Consider the following 21,175-nt stretch of genomic DNA (forward strand, 5'->3'; position numbering starts at 1 on the left):
ACCACCTACTAGTTCACTTTTGCACCTTTGTCAATATAAATCGGTATCTTTAAGGTGTCTCCCGCTTTGATATAGTGAGGGTCGGTAATGTTGTTAAGTTTCAGAACCTGTTTAGCATACCATTCATAATTCATTCTGAAATGTTCATTCATAAAGTATGGTTTGATAATGTCAACCAGCGTATCTCCTGATTTAATAGTTATCTCCCGTATCTCTTTTAGCTCCCACACATCATTAGGGCGGTCTGTAATATTGATACCGTCAATTGTCTCTACTTTGGCGCGGTCAATATATTCTTCGGGTGGTATTACCTTGTATCCGTCCTTAACGACATACCAAACACCAGTAATTTTGTTAATATACCTTCCTGTTTGTTCATCATAAATATACTCTTCAAGTGCTGTCTGATAAAAACCTTTGAGTGTTTTTGTAACACCAAAATACGTCTCCACACCCTTCCAATCAGGTGGGGCAGCAGTACCTTTGGGATATTGGATAGGGTAGTTCAGCACCCAATAATCGAGGTTGTGTAACACCTGATGAGCATACCACAAATTTTTGATGTCGTGGTTCTTTACAGCTTCGCTTATCAATTCTTGAGCTTTAGTAATATCGTCAGTGAAGGCTGTTTTATCAGCGAAAGCCGCTTTAACTTCTTCAAGTCGTTGTATATACCAATTGCCATCCTTTTCATTATACACCTTTTCCGTATAGCCGGGGATTTCGATTGTGCCGGTTTTCTCCCAGAAGACCCATCCCGGACTATTTGGGTCGCTGTACTTTTCAATCCAGTTTTCTGCTTCATAAACAAAACCGGACTCGAAATACATATGCAGTTCGTGAACGGTCTTTTTCGCTTTTTCTAAGTCTTCCTTCTTCACACCCTTAAACAGTTCAGCTTGTACTTTTTCTACCATATCCTTGTCAGGCAAGGGAACATCAGACTTATGGAGGTTTGCTTTGCTGATAACAACGTCCGGCGTTTTCACAGATGAAGCTGTCTTATATGCAGTATCCTGAACTTGATTACTTGTTGCTGGATTAATCCAAAGCTTAGAAAAAATCAAGCAACCGCAACCAATGAGCGCAACTATCACCACCGAAATAATGATTTCATGCCGATATTTCGTTTTTAGTCACCCCCGGTTATCCAAATGAACTAATAATAACAGCATGAGTAACATCAGGATACAGCTTACATACTTATAAATAACGCTTTAACTCCGACCACGCCATCAATTTCTCTTCAAATGGCCTTGCCAGAGCTCTGCTTGTGCTCGGCATTGTTATAAATTCAATATTTGGGGCAATTTTAACAAGTTTATTCCAGAGCCTTTCGGCCCTTTTACCGTTGAATGCAACCACTTTTATATGAGGATACTGCTTAAAGATAGTAGAAAAATCGTTAACAACGGCATTACTAATATCACCGTCAAGACTGCCTGCTCTAGTACAGCTTGCCAGGACATCCCATAAGGCAATTTTAGACTCCAATAATTGAGCGACTTTTTGCTGGTATTCAAACGGCATGGGTTTCTCCAAAACAGAGAAGATAATAGACCAAAACTGGTTTCTCGAATCGGCATAGTACTGCTTTTGCTCAAGAGACTTTTTTCCCGGCATTGTACCAACGATAAGTATTTTTGAAGTTGGGTTGATTACTGGAGGTAAACCTTCTTGTCTCATAGCTGCGTTCTCCCTAAATATTTTCGGAGTAACATAAAGGGATATTACATTTTATGTAAAACCGCATTGTAATCGAATGGATTTTATTTTGTAATGGAATATCCCGCCTGGTGCTTTAACTTCTATCACATCGCCGACTTTCCTTAGCAATAAAGATTTGCCAACCGGAGATAAATATGATATATCTCCGTCTTTCACACTGCCCCGAAAGGGGGTAATTATCCGATATTTATGAGTTTCTTTGTCGGATAAGTTTTGTATTTCTACTTCACTGCCGATAGTCACAAAGGGAAGTTTATTCCCTGCTTTTGATGACTTCTTAACTTTTCTGATGAGTTCGTCAACCTGTTTGATATAGTTTTCAAGAAGGATTTCAAATTCATCCCGTTCTTTTGACGGCCTTGGAAAAAATTCATCAAGAAGCTTATTTTTGCCTTCCTCGATTTCTACCAAGTGTTTAACTAGGCATTCAAATGCTGGCTCTGACAGTACAACTTTGGCCAATTTAATTCCCTCCACTATTCGAACCATTAAATGGTAAACCCCTAAATAAAACGGAAGGGCGCTTCGCTGAACAGCGAAACACCCGTTATTGTTAACTTATCACAACATACAATGATTGTCAATACTGCATCATCTTGCCATTTAATGCAACGGGTTATAGTTTCTGGTAATTTTACTACCTGCCTTAAAGAAAAGTTGCTTATGCCCTCCGGAGTATAAATATATTGACGAAAAAAGTTCCCTAGGGCATAGAGTCGTATAATTGGTTGTAATTTGAGAAAAAGCAAGAGTAAAGCGAGAGTGCCGCTGTTTTGATTAGGCGGCACTCTCATTTCCTTCTTTTCCCGAAGTCTCTTCCTTTTTTCTTTCTACTCTGTAACGGGCAATTTCCTCTTCCACTTTAGCGATTTTTTCCCTGTAAAACTCAATCCGCAGTTTCTGCTCTGCCAGCTTCAATTCCAGCTTATCAATTGTTAACTGGTCGGCTCCAGCCTGCATTGCTTCAGTGTACTCTACTGCGTACTTATCCTGCATCTGCACCGCATAAGAAAGGTTAGCGCGGTAAGTCGCCCGTCTCTTCTGCAGCACCTGCAGTTTAAGGTCTTGTTCCTTACCCTCTGCGGAAACAGTAAACTCAACCTTCATTTTTTCCGTCTCCTCTTTCTTAGATTTTTGGACTGTTTGATTATTACCCGCCATTTTACTCATCCTCCTTTTTTACCGCTCGTTCCAAAATTTTCTTCAGCCGAGATAGAGCAGTGTCCACATCCCCGCCGGAATTCTTAAAGTGGCTGTAGACGCAACCCAACTCATAAACCAGAGAAGCTGGAGCCTCTTTTACGAGCATCTCCAGCTTCCGTTCCGCGACCTTTATACAGTTGCCTTGTTCCGGGAAGTCTCCGCTTTGTTCCAAACAGCGGATGATTTCCCGCACTTTCTTTTTGGCTTCTCTCTTGTTCAACGGCATCAACTCCTTATCTGTTAAATATTTCCATCTGCTTAATTATATTATAATGTACATCTATGTAAATTTAAAGAGGGAACCAAAATTTTGTCAAAATTTGTCTTTTTCTTTTTTTCGTACACTCTTTGGGCAAAGGTCAAAAATTTTGAGCTTCTTATTGAAAGTTGCTGAGGTCAAATGTATAATATTACCATAGGCAGAGGAGGTTTTAAGAATGAAGAAGTGGAGGGTTGATTTTAACGAGTCTCTTCATCCCGAACCTTGGCGGGATTTTTACGCCCGCTATTTTCCTGAACTGGACAGGATGGACATAAAAGAGGACGGCTTCACCGTCCAGTCCCTAAAGTGCTTAAACCACGACGACAGGAAGCCTTCCGCGACGGTCAACGTCAAGTCGGGCTTTTACGTCTGCCATGTATGCGGGAGCTTTTCGCCGTACCGCTTTTTAGTTGAAATTGCAGGCATTGCGCCGGAAGACGCGAGCTATTTCATAAACGACTACCTCCGCGAGCTTTACGTAAAAGACGAACGGACAGGAAGATACATACACGCGTTCCCCCACTACGACCCCAGCCACACCTATATCCCCACACCCGGACAGGAAGAGGAATTTGAAGAGTTTATCAAAGAAGCAAAAGCGCGCCTGCGCCCGGAACTGCCGATTGTCCAAGAGTACATTACCGCCAGAGGAATCAAGTATGAAATGCTGGAGCGTTTCGAATGGGGTTATGTCCCCCATGACGAAGATGCAGGACAGGTTGAATGCTTGGTAGTCCCTTTTCGCGTGAGGGGCAAAATCAGGGCTATCAGAGGGAGGGCTTACGACGGCAGGAAAGGAGCGGTTAAAAACTCCCGTTTTTCATTGTGGAACCTCGACAGCCTTGAGGGGAAAAGCCAAGCAGTCATAGTCGAGGGAGAAAGCGACGCTTTAAGAACTATTCAGGCGCTTGAAGCCTGCGGTGTAGACATCCCTGTAGTTAGCGTGCCGGGCAACAATTTCCGCAAGGAGTGGAAACGGGAATTTGAAGGCATACGCACCATCTACCTCATCCCGCAGGACGACGACGCCAGCGCCAACTTCGTGAGGTCTGCCCTGGCGGTGCTCGGAGAAGAACGGTGTAAAGTGGTTGAACTGCCGTGGAAGCGGGGAGATGTCGGCAAAGACATCTGCGAGTGGTTGACCCGCAACAACCATACCGACCAGGAACTGGTAGAGCTAATCCCGCTTGAAGAACACCAAGACCGGTTTTCCCGCTACTACAGGGTGGAAGAACTGCTGAAGAGAGAGCCTGCGGAGCCTGACTGGCTGGTAAGAGGAATGATAGCAAGAGGGCAAAAAATCCTTGTCCAAGGGCCGCCGAAGCAGATGAAGACGTGGTTTGTCTTGAGCTTATTGAAGGCGCTCAGCCGCGGTGAAAACGTCTGTGGGGTTCCGTACTGGAGAACTACCGTCTCTGGAATCAAAGCCGTTATGGTGGAGGAAGAGCATTCGACCAACGCTTTAATACAAAGAGTACAGCAGAGCCTTGCCGGTACAAGCAACATCGTCATCCCGCACAGGACAGGCGTGAAACTGCTTCCGAAAAACCCAGAATTTGAAGACCTGCTCAATTTTATTGACGAGTTCCGGCCTGACCTGCTCGTGCTTGACCCACTGAGAAGCTTCTTCGACGGAGACGAAAACGACTCTTCCATCATGCAGCAGGTATTTGCGCCGCTCAATATGCTCCTCCGCAAGTACCCCCACATGGCAGTCATTGTCGTTGACCATACCGCCAAAAAGCCGTCAGACGTTCTGGTGTATGCCAGCAGGGGGTCTTCTGTCAAAGGGGCGGAAATGGACGGCGTGATAGACATCCGCAAGTTCCAGAAAGACGAAGATGTAGGTGTCGTCGTTACTGGAGAGTTCCGCGACGCTGAGACTGTAGAGAACTTGAGCTTAAAATTCGAGGACGGGAATCTGATTTACGACGATGGTTTCCGCATCAACATCAAGCTGAAAGACAGCGAAGTGCGCCTGCAGAAGCTGGCGAAGCTGTTGACCCAGCGGAGCTACACGCAGAAAGAGCTAACCGACTTGCTGAAGGTAAGCGACCAGACTGTGAGAAACGACATCAGCAAACTGCGGGCAGGCGGCTTCACTATTGAGGAAGAAGGGGGACATCAAGGGTCTCCAAAAACGTACACACTTACAAAAACACCCGACGGGTGGAAAGCGGACGACGAAGACAGCGGCGAATAAAACAGATACCGCCGAAGGTCAAAATGTCAAAACCGCTATATATATTTTTGAGCTTTGACCTTGGTCAAAGACGGGTTCGTCTGAAGCCGCTGAAGCGGGACCGCGTTGTAGACGACGGTTCCACGCTCGCAGGGCTTCAGCAAACCTTACCCGGCGGCTTCAGGCAGTAAGCCCAAAACAAGAATTATTACCAAACTTGAGCTTTGAGCTTGATTGTTTGATAACTCTTTCCGATAAATAACCAAAGGGGGTTGGCGCACTTGACTGTTCTCCCAAATGAGATTGCACAGCCGCAGGTGATTATCCAATCTGACGGACGCATTAACATACCCAAAAAGGAAGACGGCAGTGTCTGGACGTTAGAAGAATTGAGAGAAAAAATGAAGTGGAGCCGCTGGCCGATGTTCGATGAACTTGAGCCGCTTTTCCGCAGGTGGTGGGAGCTCCGCTACAAAAACCGCTTCCACCGTTACTGGACAGTTGAGGAACTGATGGAGATGAAGGACATCCAGCAGTTTTTAGGGTTAGAGAACAGTTAATTTCGATTACTTTTGGAGGAGTTGACTTGATGACGTACCCTGTAAACCTACCAATGGAGGAAAGGGTACTTTATCCTCTGCGGGAAGCTTGGACTTCTGCACCTCAACAAACCTAAGTACCTTCCCGGCAAGAAGACTCTCATGTTTAAAGCGGTCGCCCGAGAAGTAGAAGTCGTCAAGCCAGTTTACGAATAACTACTTTCACATGGGTATACTTTCTCCAGTGAATAATATTTTAACACCCTGCACGTCGTTAGGAGCACGTCAGATTTGTTACTTGTCCTGATGGGAGATGTATTCCAATGAGGATGGCAAACCCATACCGGTACTGGATTACGGAAATTTCCGGGTTCACAAAGTACTAATTCGTTCACCGATGTCTTGCAAGTGGTCTTGCGGCTATAGCACAGTGGAGGAATCCTTCCGGGGTCTAGTTCTCACCATCGGTTTCCATCCCCGTTTACCCGGTAACACAAATAAACGTCGTCATTCAACCGCCCTTACTGTGGACAGTTTTTTGTTTTTGCTTTAACGGTAGAGCCAACTCTTGTTGTTTTTATGAGATTATGATACAATACAAACAAAAAGAAAAATTTGTAAAGGGAGTTGATAATCATGGCGGTTGAATCAAGCTTGCCTGCTTACACTACAATAGAGAACATCTTAAAATTAATTGATGCTCTAAGACGAAAAAATAATGATGAAGAAGAAGCTAAGCCTTTATTCGGAATGGGTGATACTGCTTTTAGGAGTACCAAATCTGTATTACGAACATTTAACATTATTGAAGAATCAAACACAAATTTTACTGCTACAGGACGTCAAATTGCTTATGCTGGAAATGACGAGGAAAGAAAAAAGATTATTCTTGAAGTTATCAAGAGGTATCCTCCTTATGAGGCATTATTACATAATATTGCTGAAAAAAAGGAACCAGAAACAGAAATTAACTATATTGTTAGTTTTTGGGGAAAATTTAATTATGGTAGTACAGAACGGAACAGAAAAGATGCTGCAACCCTATTTGGTAATATAATAGAGTATATAGGGTTTGGTACATTTAAAAAAGGACGCAGTAATTATCCAACACGAATTATCTGGAAACCTGGGATTGAGTCTCAAATCCTAAACACTGGTCAGAAATCTGAAGAGCCAGAAAGGGAGTTTAATGAAGATTCCTTAATCCAACAAAGAGTCGAAGAAAAACAAACTGATAATGGAATACCAGAGCATGAGAAAGATACAGGTTATTCTAATCAATATAGGTACATAAACGCAAAAAAAGGTCCATTTATAATAGTTAAAGTTGATATGACAAATTGGCCGGAAGAAAAAATGAAAAATTTTTTTAAACTTGCATATGGAAACTTTGGGGATGATTAATATGTCATACAAGTTGCCTTCACACAATGTTCCATTAATTCTGGTTGCCGACATCGTTGCTTTTATTAGCATGTGTCCAAATAGTACAATAGAAAAAATATGTAATTTTACAGGCAAGAGTTCTTCTTATGTTAGAAGTGGGCTTGCTATTGCAAAAATATTAGGAATAACTATACAACAAGAAGATGGGTTAATAGAGGTTACTAAAGAATGTTCAAGTTTATTAGGAAGAACACCTAATATAGAAACCAAAATAACAGTAATGAGAAAATATCTTCAGCAATGGGAACCTTTCATTCTGTTTATAAAGTTTTGTTTAAATGGTAACTCGTTGAACGAGGCGTCAAGGAAGGTTTATGTATTATATGATTTTCAAGGAAAAGACCCCGACTTTTTGAAAAATCTACTTTTATCCTGGGGTACTACAACTGAAATATTTAGTTTTGATGATAATACCTTAACTTTATCTAAAGAGATAAATATTAAGACTAAAAATATCTCAAAAGACATTTTATCACTTGACGAAGATATTGCGATTCGATTAGAAGTTGCCAATATTTTAGGGGAAGAGTCTTTTTCTTATCTCAGCCATGATGAGGTATATGAATTAATTGACGCATTTAAGAAACAGAATAAGGACCCTAGGGGTGCAATAGAATGTGCAGGAAGAGCATTTGAAGATTTCTTAAGACGAATTTCAATTGATGTTGGAATAGATGCTTCTAAAGCTATCGGAATCGGTCAGGTCATAAATAGGCTTTATAATAACAAGAATGGAAAAGGGTTATTAGATAACAAAGTACATTATAAACATTATTCTATTGGTAGTGCTATTGGAGATGTTAGAAATATGGCCGGGCACAGTAAAGAGTCAAAAACAATGGAAAGATGGAAGTTAACAAAAAACGCCAGTCAAGCTTATTTATTTTTAGTTTTAAGTAGTATTAAAAGTATTTATTCGTATATAAAAAAAGATGAGTATCTGTTTTAAGTATATAGATAATTATTTCTATGAAAATTTAAAGTACCTACATTCTACATTAAGTTATGGATAAGGAGTCAAACTGCTCTATGAGAATTCAATAACTATAATGAATGGTAGTGAATCTAAATTTAAGCGATTCCTAAATACTGAAGACTATATAGTTCACCCTTCTCGCAGTGAAATCAAGCCTTCGTACTGGTATCAACCCTGGGAATCAATTCCTCTGACCTGCGGCGGATTTCGGAGGGTTCAAGGCCTTCCTAAGCCATCAAGGCGGCTTCGTATTCAATACGCCCGCTTCCGGTGGAAAGATTGCGTCGAAATATGTCTGACAGCCGACAAGCTTGCTAATCCTTTGGATCAACCAGAATCAACCACAAGAACCGCCTCTCTGGTTTACTGCCCCTGCCTCAGTATCTCTTCGACTTTTTCTGCTGGCATAGGTCTGTAAAAGTAAAATCCTTGAACCTCCCGGCAGCTCCACCTGGTCAAAAACTCGAGCTGTTGCTCTGTCTCTACGCCCTCGGCGACTACCCTCACCCCGATGTTCCTGGCAAGATATAAAATGGCCTTGGCAATGGCTTCATCCTTTGGAGTAGTGGGAAGGTCCTGTATTAAGCACATCGCCATCTTGATCCTGTCTACCGGCATCGAGCGTAAACGACCCAGCGAAGAGTATTCACTCCCAAAATCGTCGATAGCAATTGAAACTCCCAGTTCTTTGAGTTGGCGCAGGGACCTAATAACAGTTTCCGCTTCCTTAACCGCGACGCTTTCAGTGATTTCCAATTCGAGGTATTGCGGGGGTAAACGTGTATCTTCCAACACGTTTTTGACTATCGCTACCAACTTCGGGTTCTTAAATTGTTCTGGCGACAGGTTAACGGCAACCCTGATAGGAGGCAGTCCTATATCCTGCCAGCGCTTGTTCTGCTCGCAGGCGGTTCTCAGTACCCATTCGCCTATCGAGTGGATAAGGCCCGACTGCTCTGCGAGCGGAATGAAAACCGAAGGCTGAACCATCCCTAACCCGGGGTGGTTCCATCGAATCAAGGCTTCTACGCCCGTAATCCTGCCAGTCAAAATATCTACTTGAGGCTGGTAGTAGAGGAGCAGTTCTTGCTTTTCCAGAGCCCGATAAAGCCCGTTGATAAGTATCGTCTTCTGCTGTATTTCTCCCCTCATCTCGCGGGAGTAAAACGCATACCGATTCGTGCCTCGCTCCTTAGAGGCGTTCATAGCCAGATCTGCATTCTTAACAAGGTCTTCCGGGTTTTTCCCATCCAAAGGGTATACCGAGATACCGGCGTTCGAATTGACAAAGAACTCTTGGTTATGGATCATTACCGGTTTTCGCACGGCTTCTATAATCCGTTCAGCAGTGTCAGACAGGACATTGTAGGCAGTCACACCGGTCATAACGACAACAAACTCATCTCCTCCAAACCGGCACACTACGTCACCCGGTCGGACACAGTCGGTTATACTCTGAGCTATCTTCTTCAGCAGCATGTCCCCAGCTTCATGGCCGATGGTATCGTTTATCTCCTTAAAGGAGTGCAAATCGATGAGTATTATGCCGACTGATGTGCCTTTTGCCGCAGCCGTCGATACCGCTTGTTCTAACAGATCCCACATAAGAAACCGATTGGGAAGCCCGGTAAGGTAATCGTAATACGCCAAACGATAGACTTCTTGTTCGGACTTTATCCTGGCAAAGGCATGAGCCAAAATATTAGCAATAATTTGCAGGGTTTCCAGATGGTCTGCACGCCATTGGGCATCTTGCGATAGAGCTTGAATTTCCAAATATCCTATCGGACGGTGGCTGCTTTCGAGATAAACAGCCAGCATCGACTTGGTACCACATGCCAGAAGAAGCTTTTTGCTCTCAGGGGGTAATTCGGGCACCCTCTCGATATCCGGCATGAACAAGCGCTTTTTCTCTTTAAGCTGCTCCGTCAGCCAAGAATGATAGGAATCCCGCTGGTCAAACGGAGTGCTAGAAGGGTCAGTGCTGTCGGCGCGCCATTCGTAGGCCCGGACCGCCGACTTGTTATACTCTGAAAAAATAACGAGATGAGCCAGGTCTGCTCGGTAAAGTTTCCCGATGGTTTCGAGCGCTTTATCCACCTTGGTATCAAAATTTTCGGCGCTTACCGTGGCAAAATCCGCGGACATACTAGAAATAACTTGCTGCAGGCCAACTTGTTCTTCGTTTTCTTGCAGCCTCTGCATATAGATACGGTTTACCAGAAAAGCAAAAAACGCTCCGAAGAGGTAGACGATAATCCTTGACATGTGCTCGAAAGGCCCAACGGTCAGCTCTTTTCTGGGCAGTTCTAACCATAACCAGAGCTCCGTGACTACAGCAGCAGCCACGATGGTTATGAGGATGCGTCTGGCCGAAAAGACACAAGCCGTCAACATGAGGAGCAGGGGGAACGACCAAACAATGTTGGCGGCGTTGATGTTTTTCGTGTAATACGTCATGGAAAAGACGAAACCAGCTACCACCGCCGCCATGACCGTGTCTTGAACGCCGCTGGGCAACGGCAGGAAGGGGAGAGACAACACTAGCAAGCAACAGGCAAACATTACCAAGCTTATCCACAACATTACTTGGAGGTCTACTCCCCATACGAAATAGAGCAGGAGATTAAACACCCCCCCTGCCCCTGACGCCACTCCTATGAAGAAATAAACCTGCCGGCGCTGTATCTCGCTCAGAATATGCCCCGTTTCTGCTATCCTAGTTTCTGAAGGCAACATCAAACCGTAGCGTTTGATACAGTAAAGAAAGGTAGCTATTGGGATGATTATGAAGACAGATGCTAATTGGGGGACTTTAAGCGGGGTATAAGCATTCAGGAAAACGTCGAAAGCAGCGCCCAAGACAAAAGCAAGCAAAAAAGAAAAAAGCAATATGCGGGATTGGGTTTTTTCCCTCTTGTCCTCAGTTTCGCAGCGCCAACGCCAGAGGAGCCACATGGCTGCGACATCAAAGCCGACGAAGTATACGTTGAAGTACAAATCCCACAAGTTGTTCGCAAAGACGTTTGTCCAGCCCGTGCCTGTTTTTACTAGGACATGCTGGACGGAAGACCATTCCTCGCTTGCTCCAAAAACGTAGACGTTTATTATCGCAGGCACGTAGAGCAAGAAATAAACCCACGGTTTTGAAAGTAGTCTGTGCCGCCCGGTCATACTCAGGCAGAGATGGACGAGTACGCTGTGGAAAGTGCCCCAACCCAGAGCTGATAAGCGTCTCCAAAAAAGCGCAGTGTGATAATCCGGCGCCGATATTACGATGGAATATGTAAAGGTCCATACACAAAGCGTTAAGCACGCCGCAGCGAACAACCGGTTGGTGAGGGCCCTGCTGTTCAGGAACAGTACGTAAGCACCGAAACAGAAGTATGTAAAGAACGCAGCTAGGTAAACGAGCGAGAATACTGTAGGAAGACTCATGGCGCTACCTTCCTTGCTCTATTTGTTTTGTACTTGAGAGACCATCTCTAAAGCAGTTCACTTCTTAGGCCGAACCGTCGATCCAGGAAAGGCTTAAATCGCTTTTTATTGTTGTAAAGATGGTTTTTCCTGCAAGTATAGGGCGTCTAGGTTCAAGCTGTGACGAATAATATCGTTCCGGGGATCGACCGATATTTCGATGTCATTGAAGACCAACATGACCTTCACTTCAGGGGTCTCCAATTTCAGAATCATGTCCTCAGCATTCCCCACCTGCGGTTGCACACCGCGGCCCGGCGGGTATTTTCCAGCTATTCTGTCAATGTACGAGTTCATGTCTTCGTTCAGGATTTCTTTGTCATTGAGTGTGATCCTCAGCGTTGGAATTCCGTAGGCAGGATCGATGTTCCAGTAGATTTTGTAAGAGCCACGGTCGCCATTTATCGTTACCGGATTCTGCTCTATTCCGTAGTTCTCCTGGGAACTCACTGCCCAGCGATAAGCACTGATATCAACCGCTCCAGCGGGTCTGTGAAGGATAGTTGCCATGTAATCCCCGCCAATGTCCGGCGTTTCTGGTTTGGGCCATGCCTGCTCGAATCCCAGCTTGGCCTTGAATGTCTCATTGTAGGCTAGATCCCTGTCAAACCAGGACGGCAATTCGACGTCCTGGGAAGCAGCAAGAAAAACTACCGCGTCGGTTATCGATTCGCGGACCGATAATTCAGGTTCGGTAGCCGCGGGCACCAGTTTGCCGTCCTTAAGCATACCCTGGCTCACCAGCAGATTCTGCAGGCGGTTGACTTGAAACGCCACCGGCAGCGCATGATATCCGATGACGGGAAAAACCGAGAAAATCGCCAGGACGCAAGCCAAGACGACTATCGGTTGGTGAGCTTTATCCTTTTTAACTATCAGCCACACTGCTCCCGCTACAGCCAATATCCAGATAATAATGAACCAGTATTCTGCAGTTTTGAGACCAGAAGCGCTGAGTTGTATCCAAAGGGCCCGGGCCTCGAAGGCTAAAATCACCAACGCCGCGTATGGATAGAACCGGCGATAGAATTGGGCCAGGTTGGATTCATGATGGGTGACCATTATGTGCAGCCAAATACCTCCGATCGCATAACTAGTCGCGATCGACGAGAGCCGGCTGAATGGGACTGCCACTCCAGTTACTAATGATTTGACTGTCCAGATTAACAGAACCACGGTCAGGGCAGTCATAATGGGCACCATAATGGAGGAAAATAGTACCGCCACGAAACGTGGCTGCTGCTGAGCTTCCTGTCGGCGCGGATCTACCACGCCCCTTCGGAAGTCAGGGAAGTAACCGACGAAAATAGCAAAAGCCAGGAAACCGCTCAGGGTTCCTATATACATGTAGACCTTTTCACTCATAGCATTGTATAGCAAGGCCTGAACCGCTCCCGCCACTCCAGAAAGCCCGGCCATGATGGTTCCACCGTAGATCAAAGCAACAAAAAATGCCTTCAGAGTCATAAATGAGGACCGGGCAAAATCAGACTGGTCCTTTGGGTATCCGGCCAGCATTACAAATAGCAAGAAACTTACCAGCATAGCCGCACTGACCCGGGCGGCAGCAAGACGAGAAACTACCCTGTACCGGTATCCGGTCGAGACGGGATCAGTCCCACCAAAATAATATAAGGCGAGAAAAGTCACTACTGCTGCTAAGATGCCCAGTAAGTTGGCGAGCAGAAATGCTTTCCTCTTACTATAAAGGGTCTGCGCCGCCGTTATAGCCGCCAGACTGAAAATCGCGCCCAGAGCTAGCGACAAATGCAGACAATTGAAGAGAAAATTGTACGGTTCCTGCTGCGGCCAATCAAGATTAATCCTGATTATGGTTACGACAGCAAACGCCAGCGCGCTGAGCATCGCAGCCGGGAATTTCTTGAAAGCGTTGAGCGCATCCGTTGATAATTTAATAATCTTCCCTAAGAAAGCATTCAAATCCTGGCCCTCCACTCCCCCAGCAATAAACTGAACCGGTCTTGTAGCTTATAGACACTTAAACATACGTACACCGTTCGACTAAGGTCGCAACAATCCTGCCTGGAGAATTACAATTATGCAAAAAGCAAGCTGTGCAAAATATGGTTGGCATCGCTCTACGATTCACCGTCCAACTGAACCGTCACCGACCGATAACCAAAGCCCTTCACCCCATGCGGCTGCATTCAGGCGTCTGTCGAAAGTGAGAAGGCCTAGTTCTGGCAGATCCTGTTTCAACCTCACGGCCAAAGCCAGATGCCATAAGTCGGCTCCCCGCAAAGGCCATTTCCGCGCCAAGGAAGCTATGTCAGAAGGCAGAGGATCAAGGCGAACCAAACGCCACGGACCTTGGGAAAAAGCTTCCAATGCAGCCTTCACGAGGATATCTGCCAGGTAACCCTCGCGGTTCATGCGGTTCAAAACAGCGTGGACCTCAGCTACCACGAGCGAGGATATCAAGTGATAAGCTTTTTTACGCGCTGACTCCCAAGCCTGATCGCTGTGTCTGTCCTTTACCAGTGCAGAAAGCACCGCTGAACTGTCCCAGTACAGTACGGAATCCGGCGGCATTATTCTCTGTCCTCCTCCAGAAGCCTCTGCGCCACGTCTCCTTCTAATGGAATCGGTGGCGGAAGAGATCGGAGGCTTCTCTTTTCGCTCTCCAAAACCCCGTTTTTCACCATCTCTTGTATCCGGGCATCCAGAGATAGATTTTCTTTGGGAATCCCAGTCAGCCTGGCTACTTCTTTCCCACGATCGGTGATGATTATGTCCTTGCCTTTTTGTACCTCCTTTATGAGCCTGCTGAGATTCATCTTCGCTTCTCGGATGCCTATCCTGGTGGTTGCCACCTTATTCACTCCTCATGGTAAGAGTAAAGAACTACTATTACTACAATACCAATGTAGACATTGTGGTTCCTTATGTCAAGCTGGTTATTTTCGCGCACCGGGGCCCCTGTGATAGCTAAACAGAACCAGTGGTGGCGAAAAGGCTCGCAAGGAAGTGGATCACTCCATTCACACCGTATCCCCTCACTTACAATCGTCACCCGACATCCAAAACGGTCTGTGCTTCCCGAACCTGCCCCGTACCCATACTGTTATAACCAGCTCATGCGCACCGTCGTTCGTGATATCCGCGACAACGAAGCCTTCGACTTTCCAATCTGACGGCGACTCCCATATCAGCTTATCTTCCTCGCTGGCGGTCAAGGTGCTCCCTTTCAATACGTACATCTCCGGTACGCCGTTGCGGTTGAGGTCGCTCCCGCTAACCGTCACTTCCCTGTCGATGCCCAAGAAGTAACCCAGCCACCAAAGAAAAAGCCCGGCCGCAAGAGCCAGGCCCAGCCATCTCCAACAACTCCGGTACCCTCGATGTTCCATAACCTGGTCCTCACTGCCAAACCGGTACAATCGGCCACTCTTCCATTCTGGCGGTGAATATCCCGGTCCAGCTCGGAGGTTCGGGAGCCTTCCCGGAGCGCAGCATTTCCTGCCATTTCTGGTCGGTCAGGCGATCGGCGGCAGACCAGGGAAACTCGTAGTAGGAATAGACCCCACCCCGGGCTATGCGGAGCTTCCCTTCCACGGGGACGACAACGTAAATGTCCCAGATGTAGCCTGTTCCCTCCTCCAATACCAGTTCGGGAGGGGCCGTAGCAACGTCTGCTACTACCGGTGCCGGGTTTTCCCATATCTGGGACCGGCTTTGCACATCGTCCCGCAAGGCTTCCAGCCAGAAATGCTCCAGCTGTCCGCCGAAAGTGCGGATGAGCTCGTAATCCGCTTCCGACAGAGGTTCGTTATTCAGTTCCTTCACCGCTATGTCCTTGAGGTCCAAAGCCAGTTTCTCCAGCCGGTTCAGGCTCTCTTTGTCCCTTTCTGCTAAGAGACCGCGAGTTTCCAAACCGTTTCTGGTCATGGCCGTCAAGGCAGCCAGGCGGGCGTAGACTTCGGGGTTAGGCTCCACATAACCCCGGTCATCTCCTTCTTCCCAGCCTCCCCCCATCTCCGCGTAGACCTGTTTGGCGTAGAGAACGGTATCGTGCTTCAGTTCAGTCCAGCTACCGAGATAGGTGTTCAGCTCTTTCCTCGCCCAGGCCTGGTTACGCATAAACGATGGATAACCTTCGGGTTTTTCTTTCAAAAGGGATACCGTCGTACCTGTTGTTTTCATAGACTATGAAGAATTCTGGGTTCTGAGCCGGAATCACGACGAAGCCGTTTGCAGCCAACAGCTTTCTGGCTTCCTGGGAAAACTTAAAGCGATCTCGGTTCGTGATATTTTCGAGGTTCGGTGCCACTTTATATTCAGGCACCCGCGGGTTCACATCGACCACAACCTCTCGATAGGGAGCAAAATCACTGGCAAGCGCGGTCTTCGGCCCGGTCGGTACCGTGGTAGTTACCCTTCCGCCGGTACACCCCGTAGCTATAAACAACAATAAGACTATAATATTCACAAAGGCAAGCCATCTTCTCTTTCTCACGCTCTCGCCCTCCAGTCCAGACCTTTTTCTCGTTGTTATCTACGCCCCTTTCACCCGGTTTCTTTCAGACAATTTCCCAGTTTTTGGCCCGAATTCAAAAAATCATTTTACGCCACGGTCTCACTCATAATACTCTTGTCTGGCTTACGGACTCTACAGGGATTGTCACATGAGTTTTTTATAGTAAAATAATGGTAAGGCATAGGTACGTTGGAGCCCAGGAGCCTATAACAAACTCAGGGTAACAACTTATCGTGCGAGTGAAGATTGCCGAAAACGTCGGTGGTGGACATACAGAATCTAATACAAACGGCCTTATCGCGCGGCTGAAGATTACGGAAAACCCTTAAAAGGCTCGTTTTCCACCAACGGCACATATTCTTTGTCATGGGTGCTGGCCGGGGTTGCATGAAAAGCCAACGGCAGCCCCGACCTAGCTTCACAGACGGCATGAGCCTGTATCCGAACCACTTAACCGGGTTACCGTTGGTGTAGGTCTTAACGCCCCAGTCGGCACTTCTGCCGTCCTGGTTTATGTCCTTCTCGGGCAGTGCTTTTTCGTAAGCCTTTAAAGTATCGATTAGCCCCATATCCTCGGCTTTCTCGACCAGGGAACTAAGAAGGAGAAATGCATCCTTACCTAATATTCATAGGTGACTTCATCCTTATCTGTTTTGTTGTTTTCGGATGTTTTCACCTAAAGAATTCGGCAAAACGGGGGGGTGAAGTCCTTTTTTATCTACGATATATCCCCGATTTTTAAGGACCGGTCAGTTTGCAAAAGTCTCATTCGATACCACCCTTGCCGGAGGTCAAAAATGAAGCGGTTACTCTCTATCACTCTCATTTCGATGGTTATACTGGCCGGCGGTTTCGCGCTGCCGGCCTACGCTCAAGAACAGAAAGAAATTCCTGTTCTGATTGACGGGTTGCCGGTTATCTTTGACGTGCAGCCAGTCATCCAGAACGGGTGCACGCTGGTTCCCTTCCGGGCTATAGCGGAAGCGTTGAACGTGAAGGTTAACTGGGACGGCACCGCTCAAACGATAATCGCTACGGACGGGAAAACCTCTATCCGGCTCCAGATTGGCAACAACACAGCTTATCGCAATGACTCCCCTATCCTCCTTGACGTTCCGCCGCAAGTCCTGGGCGGGAGAACAATGATACCCCTGCGGTTCTTCAGTGAAGCCTTTAACTGTAAGGTGGAGTGGGATAAGTCGATCAACGGGGTCAGGATTAGCTCCCCATCCAAACAGATGACGGTGATCGGGTTCTACGCCTTGGGCGACAGCAAGACCAGCAGCTGGACCAACCTCTTTGGGAAACCCTACCCGGAACATTCATCAGTAAATACAGATGTGGTAGGCGAACTGGCGCTGGGCTGGTACAGTCTGGACAAAGAAGGCAACCTCTTGACCAGGAGCAGAACCGGCTGGCAGAGGCCCGACGGTTGGGAGAAGGTGCTGGAAGCGGCCAATAAGTACAACCTGAAGAGCGAGATGGTAGTCCACGTGACCGACGGTGACGGCACCATTTCTTCTCTGTTAAAGGATGAGGCTGCTATGACCAGGGCGGTTGATAGTATAGTGATGGAAGCGAGGCTGTATCAGGGAATCAATCTCGATTTCGAGGGTTTGGGCTACCAAGATAGCGGTGAGCAGTTGAAAACGGTGCAGGACGAATTTACCAGGTTCGTGAGGCTCTTAGCGGAGCAGGTGAAGACTACTAACCTCACATTAACCCTTACCCTCCACGCCCCCAACAGCGCTTATAAGGGTTACGACTACCGGGCGCTGGGAAAGATTGCCGACCGGATTATCATTATGGCCTACGACTACGGTTCTAAGCCGGAACCGGTGAGCCTTGTCACGCAAGCTGTGGAAATGGCTAAGGCTTCTGTTCCGCCGGAAAAGCTGGTACTAGGTATTTCCGCTCCCACCGAAACGCCGGAAAGCATTCTAACCAAGGTGGGCATCGCTAAGCGATATAACCTTGACGGTATCGCCATCTGGCGGCTGGGTCTGGTAACCGGTGAGATGTGGGAGGCTTTGCGGTCTGCCGTAATACCGAGGAGGTGACTTTGGTAGGGTTGTCGAAGATTTTTTCGCGGGAAGCGGAACGAAATAGCCGGTTCGTGCGTTTATACTTTTTGGAGAAAAATTTAAAGGGAGGGTTTTGCCAGTGGGGAAGAAGTGGTTAGTAGTTACAGGTGCCGTTGGGTTAACTATAGTCCTGGCTACCGTAGCCTTCGCCGCTAACCCTATCAAGCTCATTGTTAACGGCCAGGAGATTAAGCCGGATGTCCCTCCACAGTTGATTGGTGGCAGAACAATGGTACCTATACGGTGGGTAGCAGAGGCACTGGGTGCTGATGTACAGTGGGATGAACAAAATCGGACTGTTATTGTTTCTCTTACTGAGAAATTGGAGGCAGATTTAATTAGTAATTATTTACGAACAGCGGACACTCCTAAGCATTTTGTAGAGAATTTTGCTCGCGCCTTGCAGGGTAGAAACGGTGCTGTTGCGCGTTTATTTTTAACTCCTGAAATTAGAGAGCAGATAAAGCCAGAAGTAATAGGTACCTCTACACCGGTAAAAGAGATTGAAATTAATGAGGCTACCGCTAGTGAGAATAGTTACAGATACAACATTAAGGCATACTATGGTCCTTACGAAGACCAGCCACCGGCGTTAGCTTTTGAGATGAACCTAACAGTTGAGCCGGAAAAATATCCCGATGGTTCAGTGGTACCGGGTAGATACTTTGTTACTAAATTAGAGGCGTCCCATTGTGACTAAGGCTGTAGGCTATATTAGGGTAAGTACAGAAGAACAGACCCAGCACGGCTACTCTCTTGAGGCTCAGACCCAAGCAATCAAGAAATACTGTGAGCTTCAGGGATGGGAGCTCGTAAGGATTTCTTCTTCAACCGATATATGATGGATTAAGAGATCCATGTACATACGCATTGTTAAAGTCAGGGATTTCCGATACATGCAGGTGGTACACAACTATTATGTTAGCGGAGAGTACCCCAGACAACAAGTAATTTCATCGCTGGGACGCTATGATGAAGACCGTTACCGACAGATCCAGGAAATCCTCCGGGACATGCAGCAATTGAAACGAATGCAGGAAGTAGTCAACGAGATAGAGAACCCTCCAATATTCCCAGGCATAGGATCCTGCCGCATGTTTAGTCTGCGGCCAAGGTCCAGAAAGGGTTAAGGAGGTGCACTGGTGGGACGAGCCAAGGAATACCGTCAGCGCTTGAAATACCAGGTGGCATCAGCCCGCAAGAAGACCCTTGAGAGCATGCTCGCCTTTCGTTTTGTCGAAGAGTTGGGCATGAGCGAGACCGAGGCCCGGTTGCTGGGGTACCGGACCGCCAGGTGGATTTTAAATCAGCCGGGGGTGCGGGGGCCGAACCAGATACTCTTTGATGCCGTATCCGGAAAGGATTCCTTTTCGCGAAGGCATAAAACCCTAAAAAAGATCAGGCTCACCCCTTACGACATAGAGGACCTCGACCTGGAGCTGGAGTTCGGGCTGTCCACCATGCAGGCTGGCCGCATCCTCCGTTTGATCGAGGAAGCCTACCGCCAGGACGCCCTCTTGAGCGCCAAGCAACTGACCATGCTCTGTAACATCACGCCCACCTCCCTCAGGAGCCGCCTGGCGGGACTGCGCCGGGAAGGAATGTGGGTACCGGTAGCCGGTCTCTCCAGGGTCGACCGGGAGCGGCGCGGTGAGCTGCGCTCCGCCTGGGCGCTGTCCCGGTACCTGTATGGGCAGCCCCTGGCGGAAGTCAGGCAGAGGGCCGCCCTCTCCCGGGAAGCGTTCCGCCACCTCTGGTCCCGCTTTTCCCACGTTGCCCGCTCGATCCTAAAGGGTAGGTTTAAGCAGGGCGATCCCGAGGAGGAGGCCTGGGCAGCCATCGTGCATACCGTCCCGAAGAAGACCCTGATCCCCCTGCTGGAAGAGCCGGAGATGCCCCTCATTGTGACTCATGTCAGCGCCCGCCTCTCGGAAGACGTCAGTACCCGCTTCAGGCAGCTGACGCCGGTGATTATCACCGTCTGGAAGCCTGAGGAGTTGGACCGGCAGCCGGACACCGTGCCGGGATTCCTGGCGCAGCTGAAGAGGCGCATCGTGCGGGTCTGTTTCGAGGCCTACCGCCAGAACGGCCTCTTGACTCTGATGGAGTTGCAGTGGATCTTCCAGATCAGTGCCGCCCGCATCTCGGAATTGATTCGCAGCGTGCAGCGGGAACATAACCTGGTGGTGCCCACCCCGGGGACTATCCTTGATGCCGGGAGAAGCATGACACACAAGGATGTGATCGTCGGCCTGCATCTCCAGGGCTACACGGTTAAAGACATTGCCCGGATGACTCATCATTCGCCACGGGTGGTGGATAACTACATCGGAACCTTCGAATCAGTCCTGATTTTGTATTTGTTCGGTGTTCCGCCTGAGCTTATGGCACGCCTGCTAAAAAGGGGGATCTCCTTGATAAATGAGCACCTGAAACTTGTCCGGGAACGCTACCGGGATCATGAGGAGATTAAGGAATATCTAGCTTCAAAGGGGGTAAAAATTTAATCCATCACATCTTGACAATTTAAATATGTATAATGTAATTACGTATAATTACTGGGGGGTAATTAATTTTTCGTGAAAAAAACCGCAAATTCGAATAATAAACTGAAAAGATTTTTATTCATAGCCTTGGGTGGTTTATTGGGAGCTACGTTGTATGGAATTGGGCAGTATTTAATCACCGGCCACACTGATATTGAACATTTGATAACATTTACTATTACTTGGTTAATAGGAGGCTCAATCGGTTACTTAATTGCCATAAAGATGTTGGGT

The 21,175-nt window shown here is 47.2% G+C and carries 22 protein-coding genes; 9 read left to right on the forward strand and 13 right to left on the reverse strand.

Going from position 1 to position 21,175, the window contains the following annotated elements; all coding sequences use genetic code 11:
- Positions 1-8: 8 nt before the first annotated feature.
- From SLIP_RS05580 to SLIP_RS05605, 5 genes are all read right to left on the reverse strand, one after another.
- The gene (locus SLIP_RS05580; protein WP_169303750.1) at positions 9-1,067 is read right to left on the reverse strand and encodes a LysM peptidoglycan-binding domain-containing protein; all 1,059 of its coding nucleotides are present in this window, start codon (positions 1,065-1,067) and stop codon (positions 9-11) included.
- 136 nt (positions 1,068-1,203) lie between these two features.
- On the reverse strand, positions 1,204-1,686 hold the full coding sequence (locus tag SLIP_RS05585; RefSeq protein WP_013175309.1) for a DNA-deoxyinosine glycosylase: 483 nt from the start codon (positions 1,684-1,686) through the stop codon (positions 1,204-1,206).
- A 51-nt stretch (positions 1,687-1,737) separates the two neighbouring features.
- Positions 1,738-2,190 (reverse strand): GreA/GreB family elongation factor, encoded by a 453-nt coding sequence (locus SLIP_RS05590; protein WP_013175310.1) that lies wholly within the window; start codon positions 2,188-2,190, stop codon positions 1,738-1,740.
- A gap of 315 nt (positions 2,191-2,505) precedes the next feature.
- Entirely contained in the window at positions 2,506-2,889 is a 384-nt protein-coding gene (locus SLIP_RS05600; protein WP_013175312.1) for a hypothetical protein, read from the reverse strand.
- A 1-nt stretch (position 2,890) separates the two neighbouring features.
- Positions 2,891-3,151 carry a hypothetical protein gene (locus SLIP_RS05605; RefSeq protein WP_013175313.1) on the reverse strand — a complete coding sequence of 87 codons (261 nt, stop codon included), beginning with the start codon at positions 3,149-3,151 and terminating at the stop codon, positions 2,891-2,893.
- 217 nt (positions 3,152-3,368) lie between these two features.
- Here SLIP_RS05605 and SLIP_RS05610 point away from each other — a divergent pair, with 217 nt between their 5' ends.
- The 4 genes from SLIP_RS05610 to SLIP_RS05625 all read left to right on the forward strand — a co-directional run bounded on the left by SLIP_RS05610 (position 3,369) and on the right by SLIP_RS05625 (position 8,309).
- Positions 3,369-5,396: an AAA family ATPase gene (locus SLIP_RS05610; RefSeq protein WP_013175314.1), complete on the forward strand. Its 2,028-nt coding sequence runs from the start codon at positions 3,369-3,371 to the stop codon at positions 5,394-5,396.
- A 260-nt stretch (positions 5,397-5,656) separates the two neighbouring features.
- Positions 5,657-5,935, forward strand: coding sequence for a hypothetical protein (locus tag SLIP_RS05615; RefSeq protein ID WP_013175315.1), 279 nt, complete (start codon positions 5,657-5,659; stop codon positions 5,933-5,935).
- A 615-nt stretch (positions 5,936-6,550) separates the two neighbouring features.
- Positions 6,551-7,318 carry a hypothetical protein gene (locus SLIP_RS05620; RefSeq protein ID WP_013175316.1) on the forward strand — a complete coding sequence of 256 codons (768 nt, stop codon included), beginning with the start codon at positions 6,551-6,553 and terminating at the stop codon, positions 7,316-7,318.
- A 1-nt stretch (position 7,319) separates the two neighbouring features.
- The gene (locus SLIP_RS05625) at positions 7,320-8,309 is read left to right on the forward strand and encodes a hypothetical protein (protein ID WP_041432773.1); all 990 of its coding nucleotides are present in this window, start codon (positions 7,320-7,322) and stop codon (positions 8,307-8,309) included.
- A gap of 390 nt (positions 8,310-8,699) precedes the next feature.
- Here SLIP_RS05625 and SLIP_RS05630 read toward each other — a convergent pair whose 3' ends face one another.
- The 8 genes from SLIP_RS05630 to SLIP_RS05665 all read right to left on the reverse strand — a co-directional run bounded on the left by SLIP_RS05630 (position 8,700) and on the right by SLIP_RS05665 (position 16,880).
- Positions 8,700-11,774: an EAL domain-containing protein gene (locus SLIP_RS05630; protein WP_013175318.1), complete on the reverse strand. Its 3,075-nt coding sequence runs from the start codon at positions 11,772-11,774 to the stop codon at positions 8,700-8,702.
- A gap of 105 nt (positions 11,775-11,879) precedes the next feature.
- Positions 11,880-13,754, reverse strand: a complete 1,875-nt coding sequence (locus tag SLIP_RS05635) for a DUF4153 domain-containing protein (protein ID WP_013175319.1) — start codon at positions 13,752-13,754, stop codon at positions 11,880-11,882.
- 165 nt (positions 13,755-13,919) lie between these two features.
- A complete protein-coding gene (locus SLIP_RS05640; protein WP_013175320.1) occupies positions 13,920-14,366 on the reverse strand; it encodes a type II toxin-antitoxin system VapC family toxin in 447 nt (148 codons plus the stop codon).
- Positions 14,366-14,647 carry a type II toxin-antitoxin system Phd/YefM family antitoxin gene (locus tag SLIP_RS05645; RefSeq protein WP_013175321.1) on the reverse strand — a complete coding sequence of 94 codons (282 nt, stop codon included), beginning with the start codon at positions 14,645-14,647 and terminating at the stop codon, positions 14,366-14,368. The genes SLIP_RS05640 and SLIP_RS05645 overlap by 1 nt, the downstream gene beginning before the upstream one ends.
- A gap of 183 nt (positions 14,648-14,830) precedes the next feature.
- Positions 14,831-15,184 carry a hypothetical protein gene (locus SLIP_RS05650; protein ID WP_013175322.1) on the reverse strand — a complete coding sequence of 118 codons (354 nt, stop codon included), beginning with the start codon at positions 15,182-15,184 and terminating at the stop codon, positions 14,831-14,833.
- Positions 15,185-15,194: 10 nt separating this feature from the next.
- Positions 15,195-15,914 carry a DUF3160 domain-containing protein gene (locus SLIP_RS05655; protein WP_049765012.1) on the reverse strand — a complete coding sequence of 240 codons (720 nt, stop codon included), beginning with the start codon at positions 15,912-15,914 and terminating at the stop codon, positions 15,195-15,197.
- The gene (locus SLIP_RS05660; RefSeq protein WP_041432774.1) at positions 15,907-16,290 is read right to left on the reverse strand and encodes a hypothetical protein; all 384 of its coding nucleotides are present in this window, start codon (positions 16,288-16,290) and stop codon (positions 15,907-15,909) included. Before SLIP_RS05660 ends, SLIP_RS05655 begins: the two co-directional genes overlap by 8 nt.
- A gap of 236 nt (positions 16,291-16,526) precedes the next feature.
- Positions 16,527-16,880 carry a hypothetical protein gene (locus SLIP_RS05665; RefSeq protein WP_041432777.1) on the reverse strand — a complete coding sequence of 118 codons (354 nt, stop codon included), beginning with the start codon at positions 16,878-16,880 and terminating at the stop codon, positions 16,527-16,529.
- A gap of 228 nt (positions 16,881-17,108) precedes the next feature.
- Here SLIP_RS05665 and SLIP_RS05670 point away from each other — a divergent pair, with 228 nt between their 5' ends.
- The 5 genes from SLIP_RS05670 (at position 17,109) to SLIP_RS12730 (ending at position 20,902) form a co-directional block, all read left to right on the forward strand.
- A complete protein-coding gene (locus tag SLIP_RS05670; protein ID WP_013175323.1) occupies positions 17,109-18,371 on the forward strand; it encodes a stalk domain-containing protein in 1,263 nt (420 codons plus the stop codon).
- A 103-nt stretch (positions 18,372-18,474) separates the two neighbouring features.
- Positions 18,475-19,095 (forward strand): copper amine oxidase N-terminal domain-containing protein, encoded by a 621-nt coding sequence (locus SLIP_RS05675; RefSeq protein WP_013175324.1) that lies wholly within the window; start codon positions 18,475-18,477, stop codon positions 19,093-19,095.
- Positions 19,088-19,237, forward strand: coding sequence for a recombinase family protein (locus SLIP_RS13105; protein WP_083761971.1), 150 nt, complete (start codon positions 19,088-19,090; stop codon positions 19,235-19,237). Before SLIP_RS05675 ends, SLIP_RS13105 begins: the two co-directional genes overlap by 8 nt.
- Positions 19,238-19,252: 15 nt before the next feature.
- Positions 19,253-19,525, forward strand: coding sequence for a hypothetical protein (locus SLIP_RS05680; RefSeq protein ID WP_013175325.1), 273 nt, complete (start codon positions 19,253-19,255; stop codon positions 19,523-19,525).
- Positions 19,526-19,537: 12 nt separating this feature from the next.
- Complete coding sequence (locus SLIP_RS12730) at positions 19,538-20,902, forward strand: DUF1670 domain-containing protein (protein ID WP_013175326.1); 1,365 nt, start codon at positions 19,538-19,540, stop codon at positions 20,900-20,902.
- Positions 20,903-21,175 lie beyond the last annotated feature (273 nt).

It is taken from the genome of Syntrophothermus lipocalidus DSM 12680 (assembly GCF_000092405.1).
Taxonomy (GTDB): Bacteria; Bacillota; Syntrophomonadia; order Syntrophomonadales; family Syntrophothermaceae; genus Syntrophothermus; species Syntrophothermus lipocalidus.

Excerpts from the sequence above, each read along its gene's own strand:
- SLIP_RS05585 (WP_013175309.1), bottom strand. The coding sequence starts at position 1,686 with ATGAGACAAGAAGGTTTACCTCCAGTAATCAACCCAACTTCAAAAATA.
- SLIP_RS05600 (WP_013175312.1), bottom strand. The coding sequence starts at position 2,889 with ATGGCGGGTAATAATCAAACAGTCCAAAAATCTAAGAAAGAGGAGACG.
- SLIP_RS05610 (WP_013175314.1), top strand. The coding sequence starts at position 3,369 with ATGAAGAAGTGGAGGGTTGATTTTAACGAGTCTCTTCATCCCGAACCT.
- SLIP_RS05620 (WP_013175316.1), top strand. The coding sequence starts at position 6,551 with ATGGCGGTTGAATCAAGCTTGCCTGCTTACACTACAATAGAGAACATC.
- SLIP_RS05625 (WP_041432773.1), top strand. The coding sequence starts at position 7,320 with ATGTCATACAAGTTGCCTTCACACAATGTTCCATTAATTCTGGTTGCC.
- SLIP_RS05630 (WP_013175318.1), bottom strand. The coding sequence starts at position 11,774 with ATGAGTCTTCCTACAGTATTCTCGCTCGTTTACCTAGCTGCGTTCTTT.
- SLIP_RS05640 (WP_013175320.1), bottom strand. The coding sequence starts at position 14,366 with ATGCCGCCGGATTCCGTACTGTACTGGGACAGTTCAGCGGTGCTTTCT.
- SLIP_RS05650 (WP_013175322.1), bottom strand. The coding sequence starts at position 15,184 with ATGGAACATCGAGGGTACCGGAGTTGTTGGAGATGGCTGGGCCTGGCT.
- SLIP_RS05655 (WP_049765012.1), bottom strand. The coding sequence starts at position 15,914 with ATGCGTAACCAGGCCTGGGCGAGGAAAGAGCTGAACACCTATCTCGGT.
- SLIP_RS05665 (WP_041432777.1), bottom strand. The coding sequence starts at position 16,880 with ATGGGGCTAATCGATACTTTAAAGGCTTACGAAAAAGCACTGCCCGAG.
- SLIP_RS05670 (WP_013175323.1), top strand. The coding sequence starts at position 17,109 with ATGAAGCGGTTACTCTCTATCACTCTCATTTCGATGGTTATACTGGCC.
- SLIP_RS05680 (WP_013175325.1), top strand. The coding sequence starts at position 19,253 with ATGTACATACGCATTGTTAAAGTCAGGGATTTCCGATACATGCAGGTG.